The organism is uncultured Sphingomonas sp. (genome assembly GCF_937871615.1).
Taxonomy (GTDB): domain Bacteria; phylum Pseudomonadota; class Alphaproteobacteria; order Sphingomonadales; family Sphingomonadaceae; genus Sphingomonas.
In genome coordinates this window covers 1-14,761 of the sequence record NZ_CALMPA010000039.1, presented here as the reverse complement: position 1 = coordinate 14,761, position 14,761 = coordinate 1, and the positions used below count along the sequence as shown (strand labels likewise).

The window sequence follows — 14,761 nt, the reverse complement described above, 5'->3', positions numbered from 1 at the left end:
GCGGGAGGTTTCGATGGCACACAAGTTCACGATCAAGAAGAACAAGGCCGGCGAGTTCGTGGCGTACTTCAAGTACAACAGCGAAACGATCTTCTGGACGGAAGGCTACAGCAACAAGGCGAGCGCGATCAACGCCATCGAATCGATCAAGAAGAACGGGGTGGGCGCCCCGACGATCGAAGAAGAATAAGCGCGCCGCCGGGCGAGGTCAGGCCCTGCGCCCGGCTCGCCCGGCGTCGATGGCGGCGTCGCTTGCCAACCTGTCGGCGCGCTCGTTTTCGGGGTGGCCGGCATGGCCCTTCACCCAATGCCATTCAACGCGATGGGGCTTCGCCGCCGCGAGCAGCGCCTGCCATAATTCGGCGTTCTTGACCGGCTTTTTGTCGGCGGTGCGCCAGCCGTTGCGTTGCCAGCCGTGAATCCACTTGGTCAGCCCGTCCATGACATAGCGGCTGTCGGTGCAGAGCCGTACCTGGCAGGGCCGCGTCAGCGCGTTGAGCGCCTCGATCGCGGCGGTCATTTCCATGCGGTTGTTGGTGGTGGCGGGATCGCCGCCGGACAATTCCTTTTCGCGATCGCCCATGCGCAGCACCACGCCCCAGCCGCCGGGGCCGGGATTGCCCTTGCACGCGCCATCGGTGAACGCCTCTACCTTCGGCATTTCAGTCATGCGGCGCGCGCCGCCAGTGTGGGATCATAGTGATGGAGGCGGCGCATGTAGGCGAGCGGATCCTTACGCATGACAAGGGCATCGGGAGGCGTGTTGAGCCAATCCCACGCGCGTGACAGCGCGAAACGGATGCACGCGCCGCTGGCGAGCGTGGCGAATAGCGCGCGTTCCGTTTCGGTGAGCGGGAAATGGTGTTGATAGCCGGCGACCAGCGCATCGCCGACCGCCGCGTCATAATTGCGGCCCGCATTGTCGAACGACCATGCGCTGTGCATGATCGCCAGATCGTACACCCGGATATCGGTGCACGCGAAATAGAAGTCGATCAGGCTGGTGACGCGATCGCCCAGCATCAGCACGTTATCGGGAAACAGATCGGCGTGGATGGCGATGCGATCGAACCCGTCGCGCGGCCACGCCGCCTCCACCTTGTCGAGCGCCCGGCCAAGATCGTCGTATAGGCCGGGCGCGATCTGATCGAGGCTGTGGCCGCAACGCGCGAACAACGCTCGCCAGGTATCGACGCCCATGGAGTTTTCGCGCGTCGGCGCGAAATCGGCGACGGCGTGGTGCATCTCCCCCATCGCCTTGCCGGCGGCGAGCGCCTGCGCCGGCGTGGGATGTGACAGCGATACGCCGGGCATGAAGCGGATCAGGCACGCCGGGCGGCCTTCCAGTTCCTGAATCTCCACGCCGCCACGATCCTTGATCGCGGGCGGGACGGGCAGGCCCTTTTCATCGAGATGATCGAGCAGCGCCATGAAGAACGGCAGGTCGGTGGCGGCGACGCGCTTTTCATACAGCGTCAGAATGAAGCGATCGCGCGTCGTTTCGACGAGGAAGTTCGAATTCTCCACCCCTTCCGCAATGCCCTTGGCGGAGACGAGTTCGCCGACATCATAGCGCGTAAGGAACGCGGCCAGCACCTCGGCTGAAACCTGCGTGTAAACGGCCATGTCAGCGCGCGCCTGCGCGCGGCGGATTATCGGACAGGCGCATCATTCTTTCCCCGTGGTCGCGTTGGCTTGGGTCGCGGCAATGCCAGCGTCAGGCAGCGGTTTCCAGCCCGCGCGGCAGCTTGAACGCGATTGATTCGCGCGTCGTCTCGACCTCGCTTTCGTTGACGGTGAAGCGCGTCGCGAGATGATCGACCAGTTCGCGCACCAGCAATTCCGGAGCGGAGGCGCCGGCGGTGAGGCCGAGCTTCGCTACGCCATCGAGAAACGACCAGTCGAGATCGGTGGCGCGCTGGATCAGCGCGGCGCGAATGCCCTCACGCTCCGCCACCTCGACCAGCCTGACCGAGTTGGACGAATTGGGCGCGCCGATCACCAGCACCGCATCGCACGTCGCGGCGATCGCCTTCACCGCCGCCTGACGGTTCGAGGTGGCGTAGCAGATGTCCTCGCCGCGCGGCGCGCTGATCGACGGGAAACGGCGCTGGAGCGTGCGGACCACTTCCGCGGTATCGTCCACCGACAAAGTGGTCTGGGTGAGGAAGGCGAGATTGTCGGGGTTCGCAGGCGTCAACGCCTCCGCGTCTCGCACATTCTCCACCAGCGTCATCGCGCCTTCGGGCACCTGGCCGAACGTGCCGATCACCTCGGGATGGCCGGCGTGGCCGATGAAGATGATGTGATGGCCGGCGGCGACCAGCCGTTCCGCCTGCCGGTGAACCTTGCTCACCAGCGGGCAGGTCGCGTCGAGATAGTCCAGCCCGCGCGCCTCGGCATTGGCGGGCACCGATTTGGGCACGCCGTGCGCGGAAAATACCACGGGTGCGTCGTTCGGCACCTCGGTCAATTCTTCGACGAAGATCGCGCCGCGCGCCTTCAGGCTGTCCACGACGAACTTGTTGTGGACGATCTCATGCCGGACATAGACCGGCGCGCCATGTTTCTCGATCGCCAGTTCGACGATGCGGATCGCGCGATCCACCCCGGCGCAAAAGCCGCGCGGGGCGGCGATCAGCAGGTCGAGCACAGGCTTTTCGGACATGGCGGAGCCTTTACGGGGCGCGGGCGCGATCGGCAACCTCACGCCGGGCGGAAGATGAGCGCCACGCCGTTCATGCAATAGCGTTTGCCGGTGGGCTTTGGCCCATCGTCGAACACATGGCCGAGATGGCCGCCGCAACGCCGGCAGTGGACTTCGATGCGCGACATGCCGAGCGTGCTGTCGGTGCGCGTGCGGACCGCGTCGGGGAGCGGCGCCCAGAAGCTTGGCCAGCCCGTGCCGCTGTCGAATTTCGTCCGCGCGTCGAACAATGGCAGCGCGCAACCGGCGCAGAGATAGCGGCCAGGGCGGTGCTCATCATCCAATGGGCTGGAGAAGGGGCGCTCGGTGCCGTCATGGCGCAGCACGCGCCAGGCGGCGGGAGACAGCCGCGCTTTCCATTGCGCGTCGCTGAGGTTGATCTCGAACCGCTCGGGCGCCGCCTCCGCCGGGGTTGCGCGGCAGGCGGCGACGATCGGCCCCGCCAGCCCGGCGGCGAGGAGAACGAACAATGTTTCGCGTCTGTCGTGCATCGTCATCGGGCGAGTTCCTGCATCCCGGCCATCGCGATATAGCATGGCCCGCCCCTCGTTTCATCGCGCAGCCCGCTGCCGGTGGAAAAATGCCGGACGTGAACGGCCTAATCGACTCGGCAGCGGCGGCCTCGCGTGATAGGCGCGCCAGCGTGATGCTGGATATTCCTTCCCCCGCCGCGATGATCGCCGCCATGGCCGCCGAAGCGCGTGCCGCCGCACATGCGCTCGCGCAATTTTCGACCGAACAGCGCCGCGCCGGGCTGCGCGCCGCCGCCGGGGCCTTGCGCGCCGCGACGCCAGCCATCCTCGCCGCGAACGAGGCGGATATGGCGCGCGCCGCCGCCAACGGGCTGACCCCGGCGATGCTCGATCGCTTGCGGCTCGATGCCGGGCGGGTCGCGGCGATGGCGGATGGCGTGGCGACCGTCGCGACGCTGCCCGATCCGGTGGGCGCGGTGATCGACGAGGCGACACGGCCCAACGGCCTCGTGCTGCGCCGCGTGCGCGTGCCGATCGGGGTGATCGGCATCATCTACGAAAGCCGCCCCAATGTGACGGCTGACGCCGCGGCCCTGTGTGTGATGTCCGGCAACGCGGTGGTGCTGCGTGGCGGCTCCGAAGCGGTGGAGAGCAACGCGGCGATCCACCGGGCGTTCGTCGCCGGGCTGGCGGAGGCCGGGTTGCCGGCGGGCGCGGTACAGCGTGTCGCGACCACAGATCGCGCGGCGGTCGGCGCGATGCTGACGGCGGACGGGCTGATCGACCTGATCGTGCCGCGCGGCGGCAAGAGCCTGGTCGCGCGGGTGCAGGGAGAAGCGCGCGTGCCGGTGCTCGCGCATCTCGATGGGATCAACCATATTTTCGTCCATGCCTCCGCCGATCAGGCGATGGCCGAGCGGATCGTGGTGGATGCGAAGATGCGGCGCACCGGCGTTTGCGGCGCGATGGAGACGCTGCTTGTCGACGCCGCCTATCCCGCGGCGCCGGCACTGCTCGCGGCATTGTCGGCAGCCGGCTGCGAGGTGCGGGGCGATGGGCGTGCCTGCGCGATGACGCCGGGGATCGCGCAGGCCGATGATGCGGACTGGGATACCGAATATCTGGATGCCATCGCCTCGGCGGCGGTGGTGGACGGGCTGGAGGGCGCGCTTGCGCATATCGCGCGCCACGGCTCCCATCACACCGATGCGATCGTCGCCGCCGATGAGGATATCGCGCACCGCTTCCTCGCCGAGGTCGATTCGGCGATCGTGCTGTGGAACGCCTCCACCCAATTCGCCGACGGCGGCGAATTCGGGCTGGGCGCGGAGATCGGCATCGCGACCGGGCGGCTGCACGCGCGCGGGCCTGTCGCGCTGGAGGGGCTCACCACCTATAAATGGATCGGGCTGGGCACGGGGCAGGTGCGCGGTTGAGGCGCATTCTTTCCTTCGCTGCGCACATCGCTGATAACAGGCGATAAAGCCCGCGGCGCTGCACGCTTGTCAGGGATCATGTTCCCGCACTATCCTCTGCCTCGCTCAAAAGAGGTGGGATTTAACTATCGCAAGGAGGACGGGGATATGGTGCCAATTCACAAGCGTTGCATCGCGGAATTGTTCGGAACCTTCTGGCTGGTGTTCGGCGGCTGCGGCAGCGCCGTCCTCGCCGCCAAATTCCCGGAAGTCGGCATCGGGTTCGCGGGCGTCGCGCTTGCGTTCGGGCTGACGCTCCTCACCATGGCCTATTCGATCGGCCATATCTCCGGCTGCCACCTCAACCCGGCGGTGACGCTCGGGCTGTGGGCCGGCAAGCGTTTTCCGACGAAGGACATCATCCCCTATATCATCGCGCAACTGATCGGCGCGATCATCGCGGCGGGGCTGCTTTATTGCGTCGCCAGCGGCAAGGCGGGTTACATGCTCGCGCCCAACGGCCTTGCGGTGAACGGCTATGGCGAGCAATCGCCCGGCGGCTATGGCCTGCACGCAGCCATTATCATGGAAGTGGTGATGACCTTCGGCTTCCTCACCATCATCATGGGCGCGACCGATACCCGCGCGCCGAGCGGCTTCGCGCCGATCGCGATCGGGCTGGGGCTGACGCTGATACACCTTATCAGCATCCCGGTGACTAACACGTCGGTGAACCCGGCGCGCAGCACCGGCCCGGCGCTGATCGTGGGCGGGCTGGCCTTGCAGCAACTCTGGCTGTTCTGGATCGCGCCGATTGTCGGCGCGGTGCTGGCGGGCATTTTCTATCGCAGCCTTGCCGGCAATCCGCCGCCTGCGCCGCCGATCACCGGCGAGCCGCTCTGACATGATGGATGGCCGGTTGCGGTGCGGCGTTTGATCCGCACCGGCCTCCTCGGCGGGTCGTTCAACCCGGCGCATCGCGGTCATCGTGGGATCAGTCTCGCGGCGATCGCGGCGCTGGGGCTGGATGAGATGTGGTGGCTGGTTTCGCCGGGCAACCCGCTGAAGCCGGCGGACGGCATGGCGCCGCTGCCCGCGCGACTCGCTTCGGCGCGCGCGATGGCGCGCCACGCCCCGATCCGGCCGACCGATATCGAGGCGCGGCTCGGCACGCGCTATACCGTGGATACGCTAGCCGCACTCGTCCGCCGCTATCCGCGTCGGCAGTTCATCTGGGTGATGGGGGCGGACAATCTCGCCCAGTTTCACCGCTGGCGCGACTGGCGACGGATCGCGCGGACGGTTCCGATTGCGGTGATCGCCCGACCCGGATATGATGCCCCGGCCCACGCGGCCCCCGCGATGGGCTGGCTACGGCGCTTCCAGAGGCCCGCGAGCCAGGCGAGGAACTGGACCGAGTGGAGTGTACCAGCACTGGTGTTGCTGCGTTTCCGACCCGACCCGACTTCCGCGACGCAGCTTCGCGCTGCTGACCCTGCCTGGCATCGCCGCTATACCGGCGCCAACGCCAAACCCCGTACCCAGGAGTAAACTTGCCCGCATCCGCCAACGCCTATAGGTCGCCCGACGCAGACAGCGTCGCGGTGCTCCATAAGCTCGTGCTCGACAGCCTGGACGACGATCAGGCCGCCGATATGATTTCCATCCCGCTCGCCGGGAAATCGTCGATCGCCGATCATATGGTGATCGCGTCCGGCCGCTCGACCCGCCAGGTCGCCTCGATGGCGGCCAAGCTGGCCGAGAAGATCAAGGGCACGACGGGGCGCTCGCCACGGATAGAGGGGCTGCCGACCGCCGACTGGGTGCTGATCGACGCGGGCGACATCATCGTTCACCTGTTCCGGCCCGAGGTGCGTTCCTTCTATAATCTGGAACGTATGTGGTCGTTCGGGGATGCGCCGCCGGCGCCAGCCGGGAACGCCTGATCTGCTGCTGCATATCGTCGCGCGCGGCCGGATCGGTCGCTCGCCCGAGGCTGAACTGGTCGATCGCTATCTGAAGCGGATCGCCTGGCCGACGAAGATCACCGAACTGCCCGATACGGGTGGTCGCGTGCCGGATGTGCCGCCGCAGACGCGCCGCGTGCTGCTAGACGAGCGCGGGGAGGTGATGGGTTCGCTGGCCTTCGCGACCCTCATCGGGCGCTGGCGCGATGATGGCGTGCGCGAGACGCGCTTCATGATCGGCGCGGCGGACGGCTTCGACGACAGTGCGCGGCGCGGGGCGGATCTGCTGCTCTCCTTCGGTCGCGCGACCTGGCCGCACCTGCTGGCGCGCGCGATGCTGGCCGAACAATTGTTTCGCGCCACCTCGATCCTTGCCAATCACCCTTATCATCGCGAAGGTTGAACGCATGAGGGGCAGGGGGGCGATGCTGGGGGCGCTGGCGGCGATGCTGCTCGCCGCGCCGGTGGCCGCGCCGGCGGAGGATTCGCTGGCGGTCGCGCGCGCGCGGCTGGCGCAAGCCCGCGCGGCTGCTGACGAGGCGAACAAGCGCGCAGCGTCGCTCGATCGGCAAGCGGCGGCGGAGCGCGATGCCTCCGCGCGCTTCCGGGTGGAGGAACAGGCGGTTTCGGCGCGGATCGCGCGGGCCGAGGCCGATCTTTCCGCCGCACAGGCGCGAGTCGCGATCGTCGCGCGGCTGCGGGAACGTCAGCGCGATGAACTGGCCCGCACGCAGGAGCCGGTCGCACGCTTGCTTGCCGCGCTCGCCTCACTGGCGGGGCGACCCGCGATCGTCGCGGTGGCACAGCCGGGGTCGATCACCGACATGGTGCACCTTCGCGCCGCGCTCGCCACCGCCGTGCCGGCGATCGACGCGCGCACCGCGGCGGTTCGCGCCGGGCTGGCGGAATCGCGCCGGCTGGAGCGCGCGGCGGCGCTGGCGGAGACCGGATTGCGCGATGGGCGCGCGAGCCTGATCGCCGAACGCGGGCGGCTGGCGGCGCTGCGCGACCGCCACGACAGCGCCGCCAGCCGCTTCGATCATGATTCCCGCGCCGCTACGGACCAGGCGATCGCAATGGGCGAGGAAGCGCGCGATCTGGTCGATCGCATGACGGCGATCAGCGACGAGCGGCTGACGCTGGCGACACTGGCGCGTTTGCCCGGCCCGCCGGTGACCGATCCGGCACCCGCGGGGCCGCCGGCTGCGTATCGCCTGCCGGCGGTGGGGCGGCTGGTGACCGGGCTGGGCGAGATTTCCGACAATGGCGTGCGCGCGCGCGGCCTCACCTTCGCCGTTCCGCCCGCTGCCGCGCTGGCGGCGCCGGCGGCGGGCATCGTGGTCTTCGCCCGGTCGTTTCGTGGTTATGGCGGCATCGTCATCATCAATCACGGCGCGGGCTGGAGCACGCTCGTCACCGGCTTCGGCACGATCGCGGTGAAGCGCGGGCAGGCGCTCGCCGCCGGGCAGTTGCTCGGTCGTGCGGGCGATGGCGAGGAGCCGCGCGTCACCGTGGAACTGCGTCGCCGCGACCAGCCGGTCGATATCACCGCGTTGATCGGCTGACCGCGATTGCCCACCCGCCGCTCAGCCCTTGTTCAGTCGCGCTGGCGCTTTGCTCGCCTCGCGATATGGGGCTAATGACGCAAGGCCCCTCTCGTCAGGACGTCCAGATGAAGTTCAAGCTGTTTCAGGCCACCGCCCTTGTCGCGACCCTCGCGCTGGTGCCCGTCGCGACCGGCGCGATGGCCGCTGTCGATACGGACACCTATCGGCAGATGGACAAGTTCCTCGACGTGTATAACCGCGTGAAGGCGGATTATGTCGACAAGGTGAGCGACGAACAGCTTATTCGCGGCGCGATCGACGGGATGCTGGCCTCGCTCGATCCGCATTCCAGCTATGTCGACGGGCGCGATTTTGACAATCTGCGCATCCAGACCGAGGGTAATTACGGCGGCCTTGGCCTATCCGTTACGATGGAAGACGGCGCGGTGAAGGTGATCGCGCCGCAGGAGGATACGCCGGCGGGCAAGGCGGGGATCAAGCCCGGCGACTACATCACCCATATCGACGGCAAGCTGCTGTATGGCGGCACGCTGGACGATGCCGTCGCGCAGATGCGGGGCAAGCCGGGAACCAAGCTTACGCTGACGATCGTGCGGCCTGGCCGCGACAAACCGTTCGACGTGACGCTGACGCGCGAAATCATCGTCCAGCGCCCGGTGAAGTGGAAGCTGATGGGCGATGTCGGCTATGTCGATATCAACACCTTCTCCGAAACCACCGGCGCCGATACGCGCGCCGCGCTGCTCGCGATCGACAAGGCGCTGGGGCATCGCCCGCTGGGCTATGTCATTGATCTGCGCTCGAACGGCGGCGGGCTGCTGACGCAGGCGATCGAAGTGTCGGATGCCTTCCTCGATCATGGCGAGATCGTCTCGCAGCGGGGCCGCGATCCGCGCGAGAACCAGCGTTATTTCGCCAAGCCCGGAGACGATGCGCACGGCCTGCCGGTCATCGTGCTGACCGATTCGGGCACCGCGAGCGCGAGCGAGATCGTCGCGGGCGCGCTGCAGGACAATCATCGCGCGCTCATCATGGGCGAGCGCACGTTCGGCAAGGGCTCGGTCCAGACGCTGCTGCCGCTCGGCCCGACCACCGCGCTGCGGCTCACCACGGCGCGTTACTACACGCCGTCGGGCCGGTCGGTGCAGGAAGGCGGGATCGAGCCGGATATCATCGTGCCGCAGCTTTCCGATCCGGATTACAAGGCGCGCCCGGTGTTCCGCGAAGCCGATCTGCGGCGTCACCTCATCAACGAGGTGAAATCCGACAACAAGGTGCTGGAGGAGGATACCAAGGAGGATCCGCGCCTCTCCGCCACGCCGGATATGCTGAAGAAGGAACGGATCGACGACTTCCAGCTCTGGTATGCGTTGAAGACGATCGCGCGGCTGGGCGGCCCCACGCAGGTTGCCGCCGCGACCACCGCGTTGCAGAAAGATTTCAAGAACACGAAGGACGTAGCGGCCAAGTGAACCGTTCCCAAAATCTGGCCCGCGCCATCGCGCTGCTCCTTCCCGCGGCGTTGCTCGCCGGCGCATGGGGATCGCAACTGATCGGCGGGCTGCAACCGTGCGAGATGTGCCACTGGCAGCGCTGGCCGCATTACGGCGCGCTCGCCGCCGCCGCTTTCGCCTTCATCGTGCCGGGGCGATCGGTGAAGCTCACGCTCATCGCGGGCGCGGCGGCGATGATCGCGGTATCGGGCATGATCGGCGTGTTTCACGCCGGTGTCGAATATCATTGGTGGCAGGGGATCACGGCGTGTTCCACCAGCGTGACGGGTGAGGGGATCAGCACCGATGAGATGCTGCGCCGAATTCTCGCCGCGCCGGTGGTGCGCTGCGACGCGGCGCAATGGACGTTGTTCGGCGTTTCGCTCGCCGGGTTCAACGCGCTTTTCTCGCTGGGCGGCGCGGGGGTGATCGCCTGGCTGATCCGGAGGCGGGGATGAGCTGGAAACCGGGCGATCGCCGCCACGACACCAGATCAATGATCCGCGTCGATCAGGCGGGTGAATATGGCGCGACCCGCATCTATGCCGGGCAACTCGCGATCATGGGGCATCGTTCGCCCGCCGCGCGCAAGATCAGCGGGATGGCGATGCAGGAGGAGCGCCACCGCGCCTTCTTCGACCGGCTGATCGCCGAGCGCGGCGTGCGGCCGACGTTGCTCCAGCCATTCTGGAATGTCGCGGGCTTCGCGCTGGGGGCGGCGACGGCGGCGATCGGGCCGGAAGCCGCGATGGCGTGCACCGCGGCGGTCGAAACCGAAATCGACAGGCATTATGAGGAGCAACTGGAGGGGCTGGGCGACGACGATCCCGAGCTTGCCGATGCGATCCGCGAGTTTCAGGCCGAGGAGGTCGAACACAAGGAAACCGCGCTTGCCAGCGGCGCGGAAAACGCGCCCGCCTACCCCTTGTTGTCGGGCGTGATCCGGCTCGGTTGTCGCATCGCAATCGCCACGGCAAAACGCATCTGACGGGAGAGAAGGATGCCTGTGCGTTCGATCATCATCGCGGTGCTGGCAACTGTCGCCGCCCCGCTCGCGGCGCAGACCGCGCCCGCGCCAGCGAACCCCGCGCCGCCGCCGCTCATCATCCCGCCGCCCTCCGCGAAGGAGGTGGCGTTGCCCGGTGCGCCGCGCGTCAGCCACCAGAGTGTTTCCACCGCCATCTCGCGCAATGCGCCGATCAACGGCGTGCTGACGCTGTATGGCAACGAACGCTGCCCGACGAACAAGGAAGGCGCGGAGGTGGTGGTGTGTGTCCGCCGCTCCGCCGAGGAGCAGTTCCGTATCCCCAAGGAATTGCGCAATTTCGAAGTGACGCCGGAAAACGCGGCCTGGGCGGTGCGCGAAAAGGGCAACGCCGATGTCGGCGCGGCGGGTATCGGCAGTTGTTCGGCGGTCGGCGTCGGGGGAGCATCCGGCTGCTTCATCCAGAGCGCGCGGCAGGCAAAGGCCGAATCGAAGGCGCGCGCCAAGGAGGCCAATCCCGATCTGCCGAACTGACGGGGATGGCGGGCGGGCGCGTTATGCGTTAGTTTCCCGCCCGTCGCGTGACTGGCGCAGCCGTGGAGCACCACGAGGGAGCGCGACCCGATAGACGCCGCGCGCCTGGGCACCCTTCGATTTGCGAAAGGAGCCGGCTATATGCGTATCGCTTTTCTGTTGTTTCCGAACGTCACCCAGCTCGATCTGACCGGGCCGGCGCAGGTACTGTCGCGGATGGGCGAGGGTACGCAGCTCGATCTGGTCGCCGCCACGCCCGATCCCGTGCCGACCGACGCGGGCTTCGCGATCCTGCCCACCGCCACTTTCGATGATGTGACCGGCGCGGACATTCTGTGTGTTCCCGGCGGCTTTGGCACCAATGCTGCGATCGCGGACGATCGGACGATGGATTGGGTGCGCGACGTGGGGACGCGCGCGCAGTGGGTGACGAGCGTTTGCACCGGATCGCTGGTGCTCGGCGCTGCCGGTTTGCTCGAGGGCTATCGCGCGACCTGCCACTGGGGGCAGCGCCACATGCTCCCGCTGTTCGGCGCCACGCCCGTCGCCGAGCGGGTGGTGGTGGATCGCAACCGGGTGACCGGCGCGGGCGTGACGGCGGGGATAGATTTCGCCTTCCGCCTGATCGCGCTGATCCGGGGCGAGGAGCGCGCGCGGTTCGTGCAGCTCAGCCTCGAATATGATCCCGATCCGCCGTTCGATTCGGGCTCCCCCGATCGCGCGGATGCGGCGCTGGTCGCCGCCTATCAGCGCCGTGTCGCCGAACTGGCGCCGGGGCGGGAGGAAAAGCTGCGCCGGCTGGCGGCGATGCGCGGTTACGCCTGAGAGCGCTTCTTCAGCCCGCGCACGCGATGCCACAGATAGAAGCCGCCGGCGGCAACGATCACCAGCCCGATCGCGAGATCCGCCTGATGGAAGAACGCCTTGAGCCGCGGATCGCTGTTCCACGCGGTGCCGAGCTTCATGCCCACCCAGGCCAGCAGGAAGCAGAATGGCCATGAGCCGATGAAGGTATAGAGGTGAAACGGGATCAGCTTCATCCGCGCGACCCCGGCGGGGAAGGCGATGAACGTGCGGATGATCGGCAGCATTCGCCCGATCAGGATCGCAAGCGACCCCCAGCGATTGAAGAAGCGATCGGCCATGTCCAGTTCCCCCGGCCCGATCAGGACATAGCGGCCCCAACGCTCGGCGACCGGGCGGCCACCGCGCTTGCCGATCTCATAAGCGACGATCGAGCCAAGGTTGCATCCGATCGCCCCGGCGGTCGCGGCGAGATAGAGATCGAACTGGCCGGTTGAAACGAGATAGCCAGCAAACGGCATGATGATTTCCGAAGGCAGCGGGATGCACGCGCTTTCGATCGCCATCAGCAGCACGATGCCCCAGTAACCCATTGCGGAAATGACGGTGACGGCAAAGGTGGCGAGTATGGCCAGAATCTTTTCGATCATGGGCATTGCGCATGGGCGAAGGGCTCGTGTCGGTCAATCGCCGGCGGTGCGCGGCAACGAACGGTAACAATCTTGGCGTGCGCGAAAAGTGGTGAATTTGGCGCGACATATCGCGAATCCGCCGCTTCTCATCCCGAAAAGCCGGATCGGACGGGGGAATTCGATAATATTAGATCAAACTGATGCGACTGAATCCGCGATCGCTCGTTGTCGGAGGATGATGGGCATGATTTGCTAGGCGGGGAGGCCATGGGGGCGGTTCGTAAAGCGTTGTTCTGGGCGGTTGTATCGCTCCTGGTTACCGTGATTCCGATGTACGGTCTGTCGCATATTCCGGGGCTGAGGGTTCCGTTGCCTTATTGGATTTTCGCGAGCTTCACCTCGGGCGGGGTCTCGTTCCTGGTTGCCTTGCGCCTTACGGTGCAGAGCGAGCGGCTGCGCCGGCTCAACGAGGAACTGAAATCGGCCGAAGCGCAGCTCAAGCGCGCCGCCGAATCCGATCACCTCACCGCCGTGCTGAACCGCACCGCTTTCCTGAAGCGCGCCGAGGCGCATCACACGAATACCGATGGCTGGATGCTGTTGCTCGACATAGATCACTTCAAGGCGATCAATGATGGTTTCGGGCATGAAATGGGCGATCGCGCGCTACGGCATGTTGCGGACGTGTTGCGCGAATCGCTGCGTTCGGGCGATCTTGTCGGTCGGCTGGGCGGCGAGGAATTCGGCATCTACCTGCCCGGCGCCGGGCGGGAAAAGGCGATGCAGATCGCCGAGCGTGTCCGCTGCAACGTGGAAAGCGCCGCCGAGTTCGCCGCGATGGGCATCACGCTGACGGTGAGCATCGGGCTGGCGCAAGCCGATCGCCGCATGGCGGTGAGCGAGAGCCTGCGCAACGCGGACTTCGCGATGTACGGCGCCAAGCACGACGGCAGGAACCGGATCAGCCTGACGGCGAGGCCGGGGGATCCGGGGATGAATGGGCCGCCGCGGATGGCCAGGCCGCGCCCTCATTCCGCCGCGAGCAGGGTTTCGGCCGCCTGAAGATCGACCGAGACCAGGCGGCTGACCCCGCGCTCGACCATGGTTACGCCGAACAGCCGATGCATCCGGCTCATCGTCACCGCATTATGGGTGACGATCAGGTAGCGGGTCTGCGTTTCGCGCGTCATGCGATCGAGAAGATCGCAGAAACGCTCGATATTGGCATCGTCGAGCGGCGCATCGACCTCATCCAGCACGCAGATCGGCGCGGGATTGGTGAGGAACAGCCCGAAGATCAGCGCCACCGCCGTCAACGCCTGTTCCCCGCCGGATAGCAAAGTGAGCGATTGCAGGCGCTTGCCCGGCGGCTGCGCCATGATCTCCAGCCCGGCTTCGAGCGGATCATCCGAATCGACCAGCTCAAGATGCGCCTGCCCGCCGTTGAACAATGTGGTGAACAGCCGCCGGAAATGCCCGTCGACCGCCTCGAACGCGGCGAGCAGCCGCTGGCGCCCTTCGCGATTGAGCGTGCCGATTGATCCGCGCAGGCGATTGACCGCCTGACCCAATTCCTCGCGCTCCACCGCATTGCCGACCGCGCCGGCCTCCAGTTCCGCGAGTTCTTGCTCGGCGACGAGATTGACCGGGCCGATCCGCTCGCGATCGAGCGTCAGCTTTTCGTGCGCGCTCGATTCATCCTGCGGCGTGCGGACGGTCGCGCTGTCGAACCCGGCCCTGGTGGGCAGCACGGGGGCGGGGCATTCGAACCTTTCCCCCGCGAGCCGGCCCAGTTCCACCCGGCGCATTTCCTGATTCTCGGCCCGCGCCAATGCCCCCGCACGGGCCTCGCGCATCGCGGCCAGCGCCTCGCCCGCGATACGCGCGGCTTCCTCGCAACGGCGGAGCGCGGCTTCGGCCTCGCGCTCGGTTGCGGCAAGCGTGTCGGCGGCGGTGCGCGCGGCGTCATGCCGGGCGGAAAGATCAGCGATTTCAGCCGCCAGCACGGACGGGCGGGGGGCGAGCGTTTCGCGATCCTGCGCGATCTCCCGCTCGCGTTTCGCCATGTCGGCGATGCGGCGGGCGGCGTCTCCGGCGCGATTCTTCCAGCTTTTTGTTTCCGTCTGTGCCGCGGCGAGCCGCTCGCGCGCGGCGCCTCCGGCGCGCTCGCGCGCGGCGCGGTC

18 protein-coding genes, 1 pseudogene and 1 riboswitch are annotated in these 14,761 nt (G+C 67.2%); of the genes and pseudogenes, 13 read left to right on the top strand and 6 right to left on the bottom strand.

All coding sequences use genetic code 11. The features are described 5' to 3' along the window. Positions 1-13 precede the first annotated feature (13 nt). Positions 14-190, top strand: coding sequence for a DUF1508 domain-containing protein (locus Q0316_RS10065; RefSeq protein WP_298671845.1), 177 nt, complete (start codon positions 14-16; stop codon positions 188-190). 18 nt (positions 191-208) lie between these two features. Here Q0316_RS10065 and rnhA read toward each other — a convergent pair whose 3' ends face one another. From rnhA to msrB, 4 genes are all read right to left on the bottom strand, one after another. Then, positions 209-670, bottom strand: coding sequence for a ribonuclease HI (gene rnhA, locus Q0316_RS10060; RefSeq protein WP_298671844.1), 462 nt, complete (start codon positions 668-670; stop codon positions 209-211). Continuing rightward, positions 667-1,626, bottom strand: coding sequence for a homoserine kinase (gene thrB / locus Q0316_RS10055; RefSeq protein ID WP_298671843.1), 960 nt, complete (start codon positions 1,624-1,626; stop codon positions 667-669). The genes rnhA and thrB overlap by 4 nt, the downstream gene beginning before the upstream one ends. Before the next feature lie 91 nt (positions 1,627-1,717). Next, entirely contained in the window at positions 1,718-2,668 is a 951-nt protein-coding gene (gene ispH / locus Q0316_RS10050) for a 4-hydroxy-3-methylbut-2-enyl diphosphate reductase (protein ID WP_298671842.1), read from the bottom strand. Positions 2,669-2,706: 38 nt separating this feature from the next. Next, complete coding sequence (gene msrB / locus Q0316_RS10045) at positions 2,707-3,198, bottom strand: peptide-methionine (R)-S-oxide reductase MsrB (protein WP_298671840.1); 492 nt, start codon at positions 3,196-3,198, stop codon at positions 2,707-2,709. Positions 3,199-3,353: 155 nt separating this feature from the next. On the opposite strand from msrB, the gene Q0316_RS10040 reads away from it, so the two are divergent. From Q0316_RS10040 to Q0316_RS09990, 11 genes are all read left to right on the top strand, one after another. Then, positions 3,354-4,616: a glutamate-5-semialdehyde dehydrogenase gene (locus tag Q0316_RS10040; protein WP_298672098.1), complete on the top strand. Its 1,263-nt coding sequence runs from the start codon at positions 3,354-3,356 to the stop codon at positions 4,614-4,616. 147 nt (positions 4,617-4,763) lie between these two features. Continuing rightward, the gene (gene aqpZ / locus Q0316_RS10035) at positions 4,764-5,498 is read left to right on the top strand and encodes an aquaporin Z (protein WP_298671838.1); all 735 of its coding nucleotides are present in this window, start codon (positions 4,764-4,766) and stop codon (positions 5,496-5,498) included. A gap of 30 nt (positions 5,499-5,528) precedes the next feature. Beyond that, positions 5,529-6,146 carry a nicotinate-nucleotide adenylyltransferase gene (locus tag Q0316_RS10030; RefSeq protein ID WP_298672096.1) on the top strand — a complete coding sequence of 206 codons (618 nt, stop codon included), beginning with the start codon at positions 5,529-5,531 and terminating at the stop codon, positions 6,144-6,146. A 2-nt stretch (positions 6,147-6,148) separates the two neighbouring features. Next, positions 6,149-6,541: a ribosome silencing factor gene (gene rsfS / locus Q0316_RS10025; protein WP_298671836.1), complete on the top strand. Its 393-nt coding sequence runs from the start codon at positions 6,149-6,151 to the stop codon at positions 6,539-6,541. A 1-nt stretch (position 6,542) separates the two neighbouring features. Further along, positions 6,543-6,965, top strand: a complete 423-nt coding sequence (locus Q0316_RS10020; protein ID WP_298672093.1) for a 23S rRNA (pseudouridine(1915)-N(3))-methyltransferase RlmH — start codon at positions 6,543-6,545, stop codon at positions 6,963-6,965. Between the two features lie 4 nt (positions 6,966-6,969). Next, entirely contained in the window at positions 6,970-8,127 is a 1,158-nt protein-coding gene (locus tag Q0316_RS10015) for a peptidoglycan DD-metalloendopeptidase family protein (RefSeq protein WP_298671834.1), read from the top strand. 107 nt (positions 8,128-8,234) lie between these two features. After that, complete coding sequence (locus Q0316_RS10010) at positions 8,235-9,602, top strand: S41 family peptidase (RefSeq protein ID WP_298671833.1); 1,368 nt, start codon at positions 8,235-8,237, stop codon at positions 9,600-9,602. Then, on the top strand, positions 9,599-10,081 hold the full coding sequence (locus Q0316_RS10005) for a disulfide bond formation protein B (protein ID WP_298671832.1): 483 nt from the start codon (positions 9,599-9,601) through the stop codon (positions 10,079-10,081). The genes Q0316_RS10010 and Q0316_RS10005 overlap by 4 nt, the downstream gene beginning before the upstream one ends. After that, a complete protein-coding gene (locus tag Q0316_RS10000; RefSeq protein WP_298671830.1) occupies positions 10,078-10,611 on the top strand; it encodes a demethoxyubiquinone hydroxylase family protein in 534 nt (177 codons plus the stop codon). Before Q0316_RS10005 ends, Q0316_RS10000 begins: the two co-directional genes overlap by 4 nt. A gap of 12 nt (positions 10,612-10,623) precedes the next feature. Continuing rightward, the gene (locus Q0316_RS09995) at positions 10,624-11,142 is read left to right on the top strand and encodes a hypothetical protein (RefSeq protein ID WP_298671829.1); all 519 of its coding nucleotides are present in this window, start codon (positions 10,624-10,626) and stop codon (positions 11,140-11,142) included. Between the two features lie 37 nt (positions 11,143-11,179). Then, positions 11,180-11,260, top strand: a riboswitch (ZMP/ZTP riboswitch). Between the two features lie 23 nt (positions 11,261-11,283). Continuing rightward, complete coding sequence (locus Q0316_RS09990; RefSeq protein ID WP_298671827.1) at positions 11,284-11,967, top strand: DJ-1/PfpI family protein; 684 nt, start codon at positions 11,284-11,286, stop codon at positions 11,965-11,967. Here Q0316_RS09990 and Q0316_RS09985 read toward each other — a convergent pair. Beyond that, on the bottom strand, positions 11,958-12,596 hold the full coding sequence (locus Q0316_RS09985) for a DedA family protein (RefSeq protein ID WP_298671825.1): 639 nt from the start codon (positions 12,594-12,596) through the stop codon (positions 11,958-11,960). The genes Q0316_RS09990 and Q0316_RS09985 overlap by 10 nt on opposite strands. A 249-nt stretch (positions 12,597-12,845) precedes the next feature. Here Q0316_RS09985 and Q0316_RS09980 point away from each other — a divergent pair, with 249 nt between their 5' ends. Further along, positions 12,846-13,640: a GGDEF domain-containing protein gene (locus Q0316_RS09980; RefSeq protein ID WP_298671823.1), complete on the top strand. Its 795-nt coding sequence runs from the start codon at positions 12,846-12,848 to the stop codon at positions 13,638-13,640. Here Q0316_RS09980 and Q0316_RS09975 read toward each other — a convergent pair. Next, positions 13,607-14,761 (bottom strand): annotated as a pseudogene (locus tag Q0316_RS09975) (chromosome segregation protein); the annotation flags it as partial. The gene Q0316_RS09980 and the pseudogene Q0316_RS09975 overlap by 34 nt on opposite strands.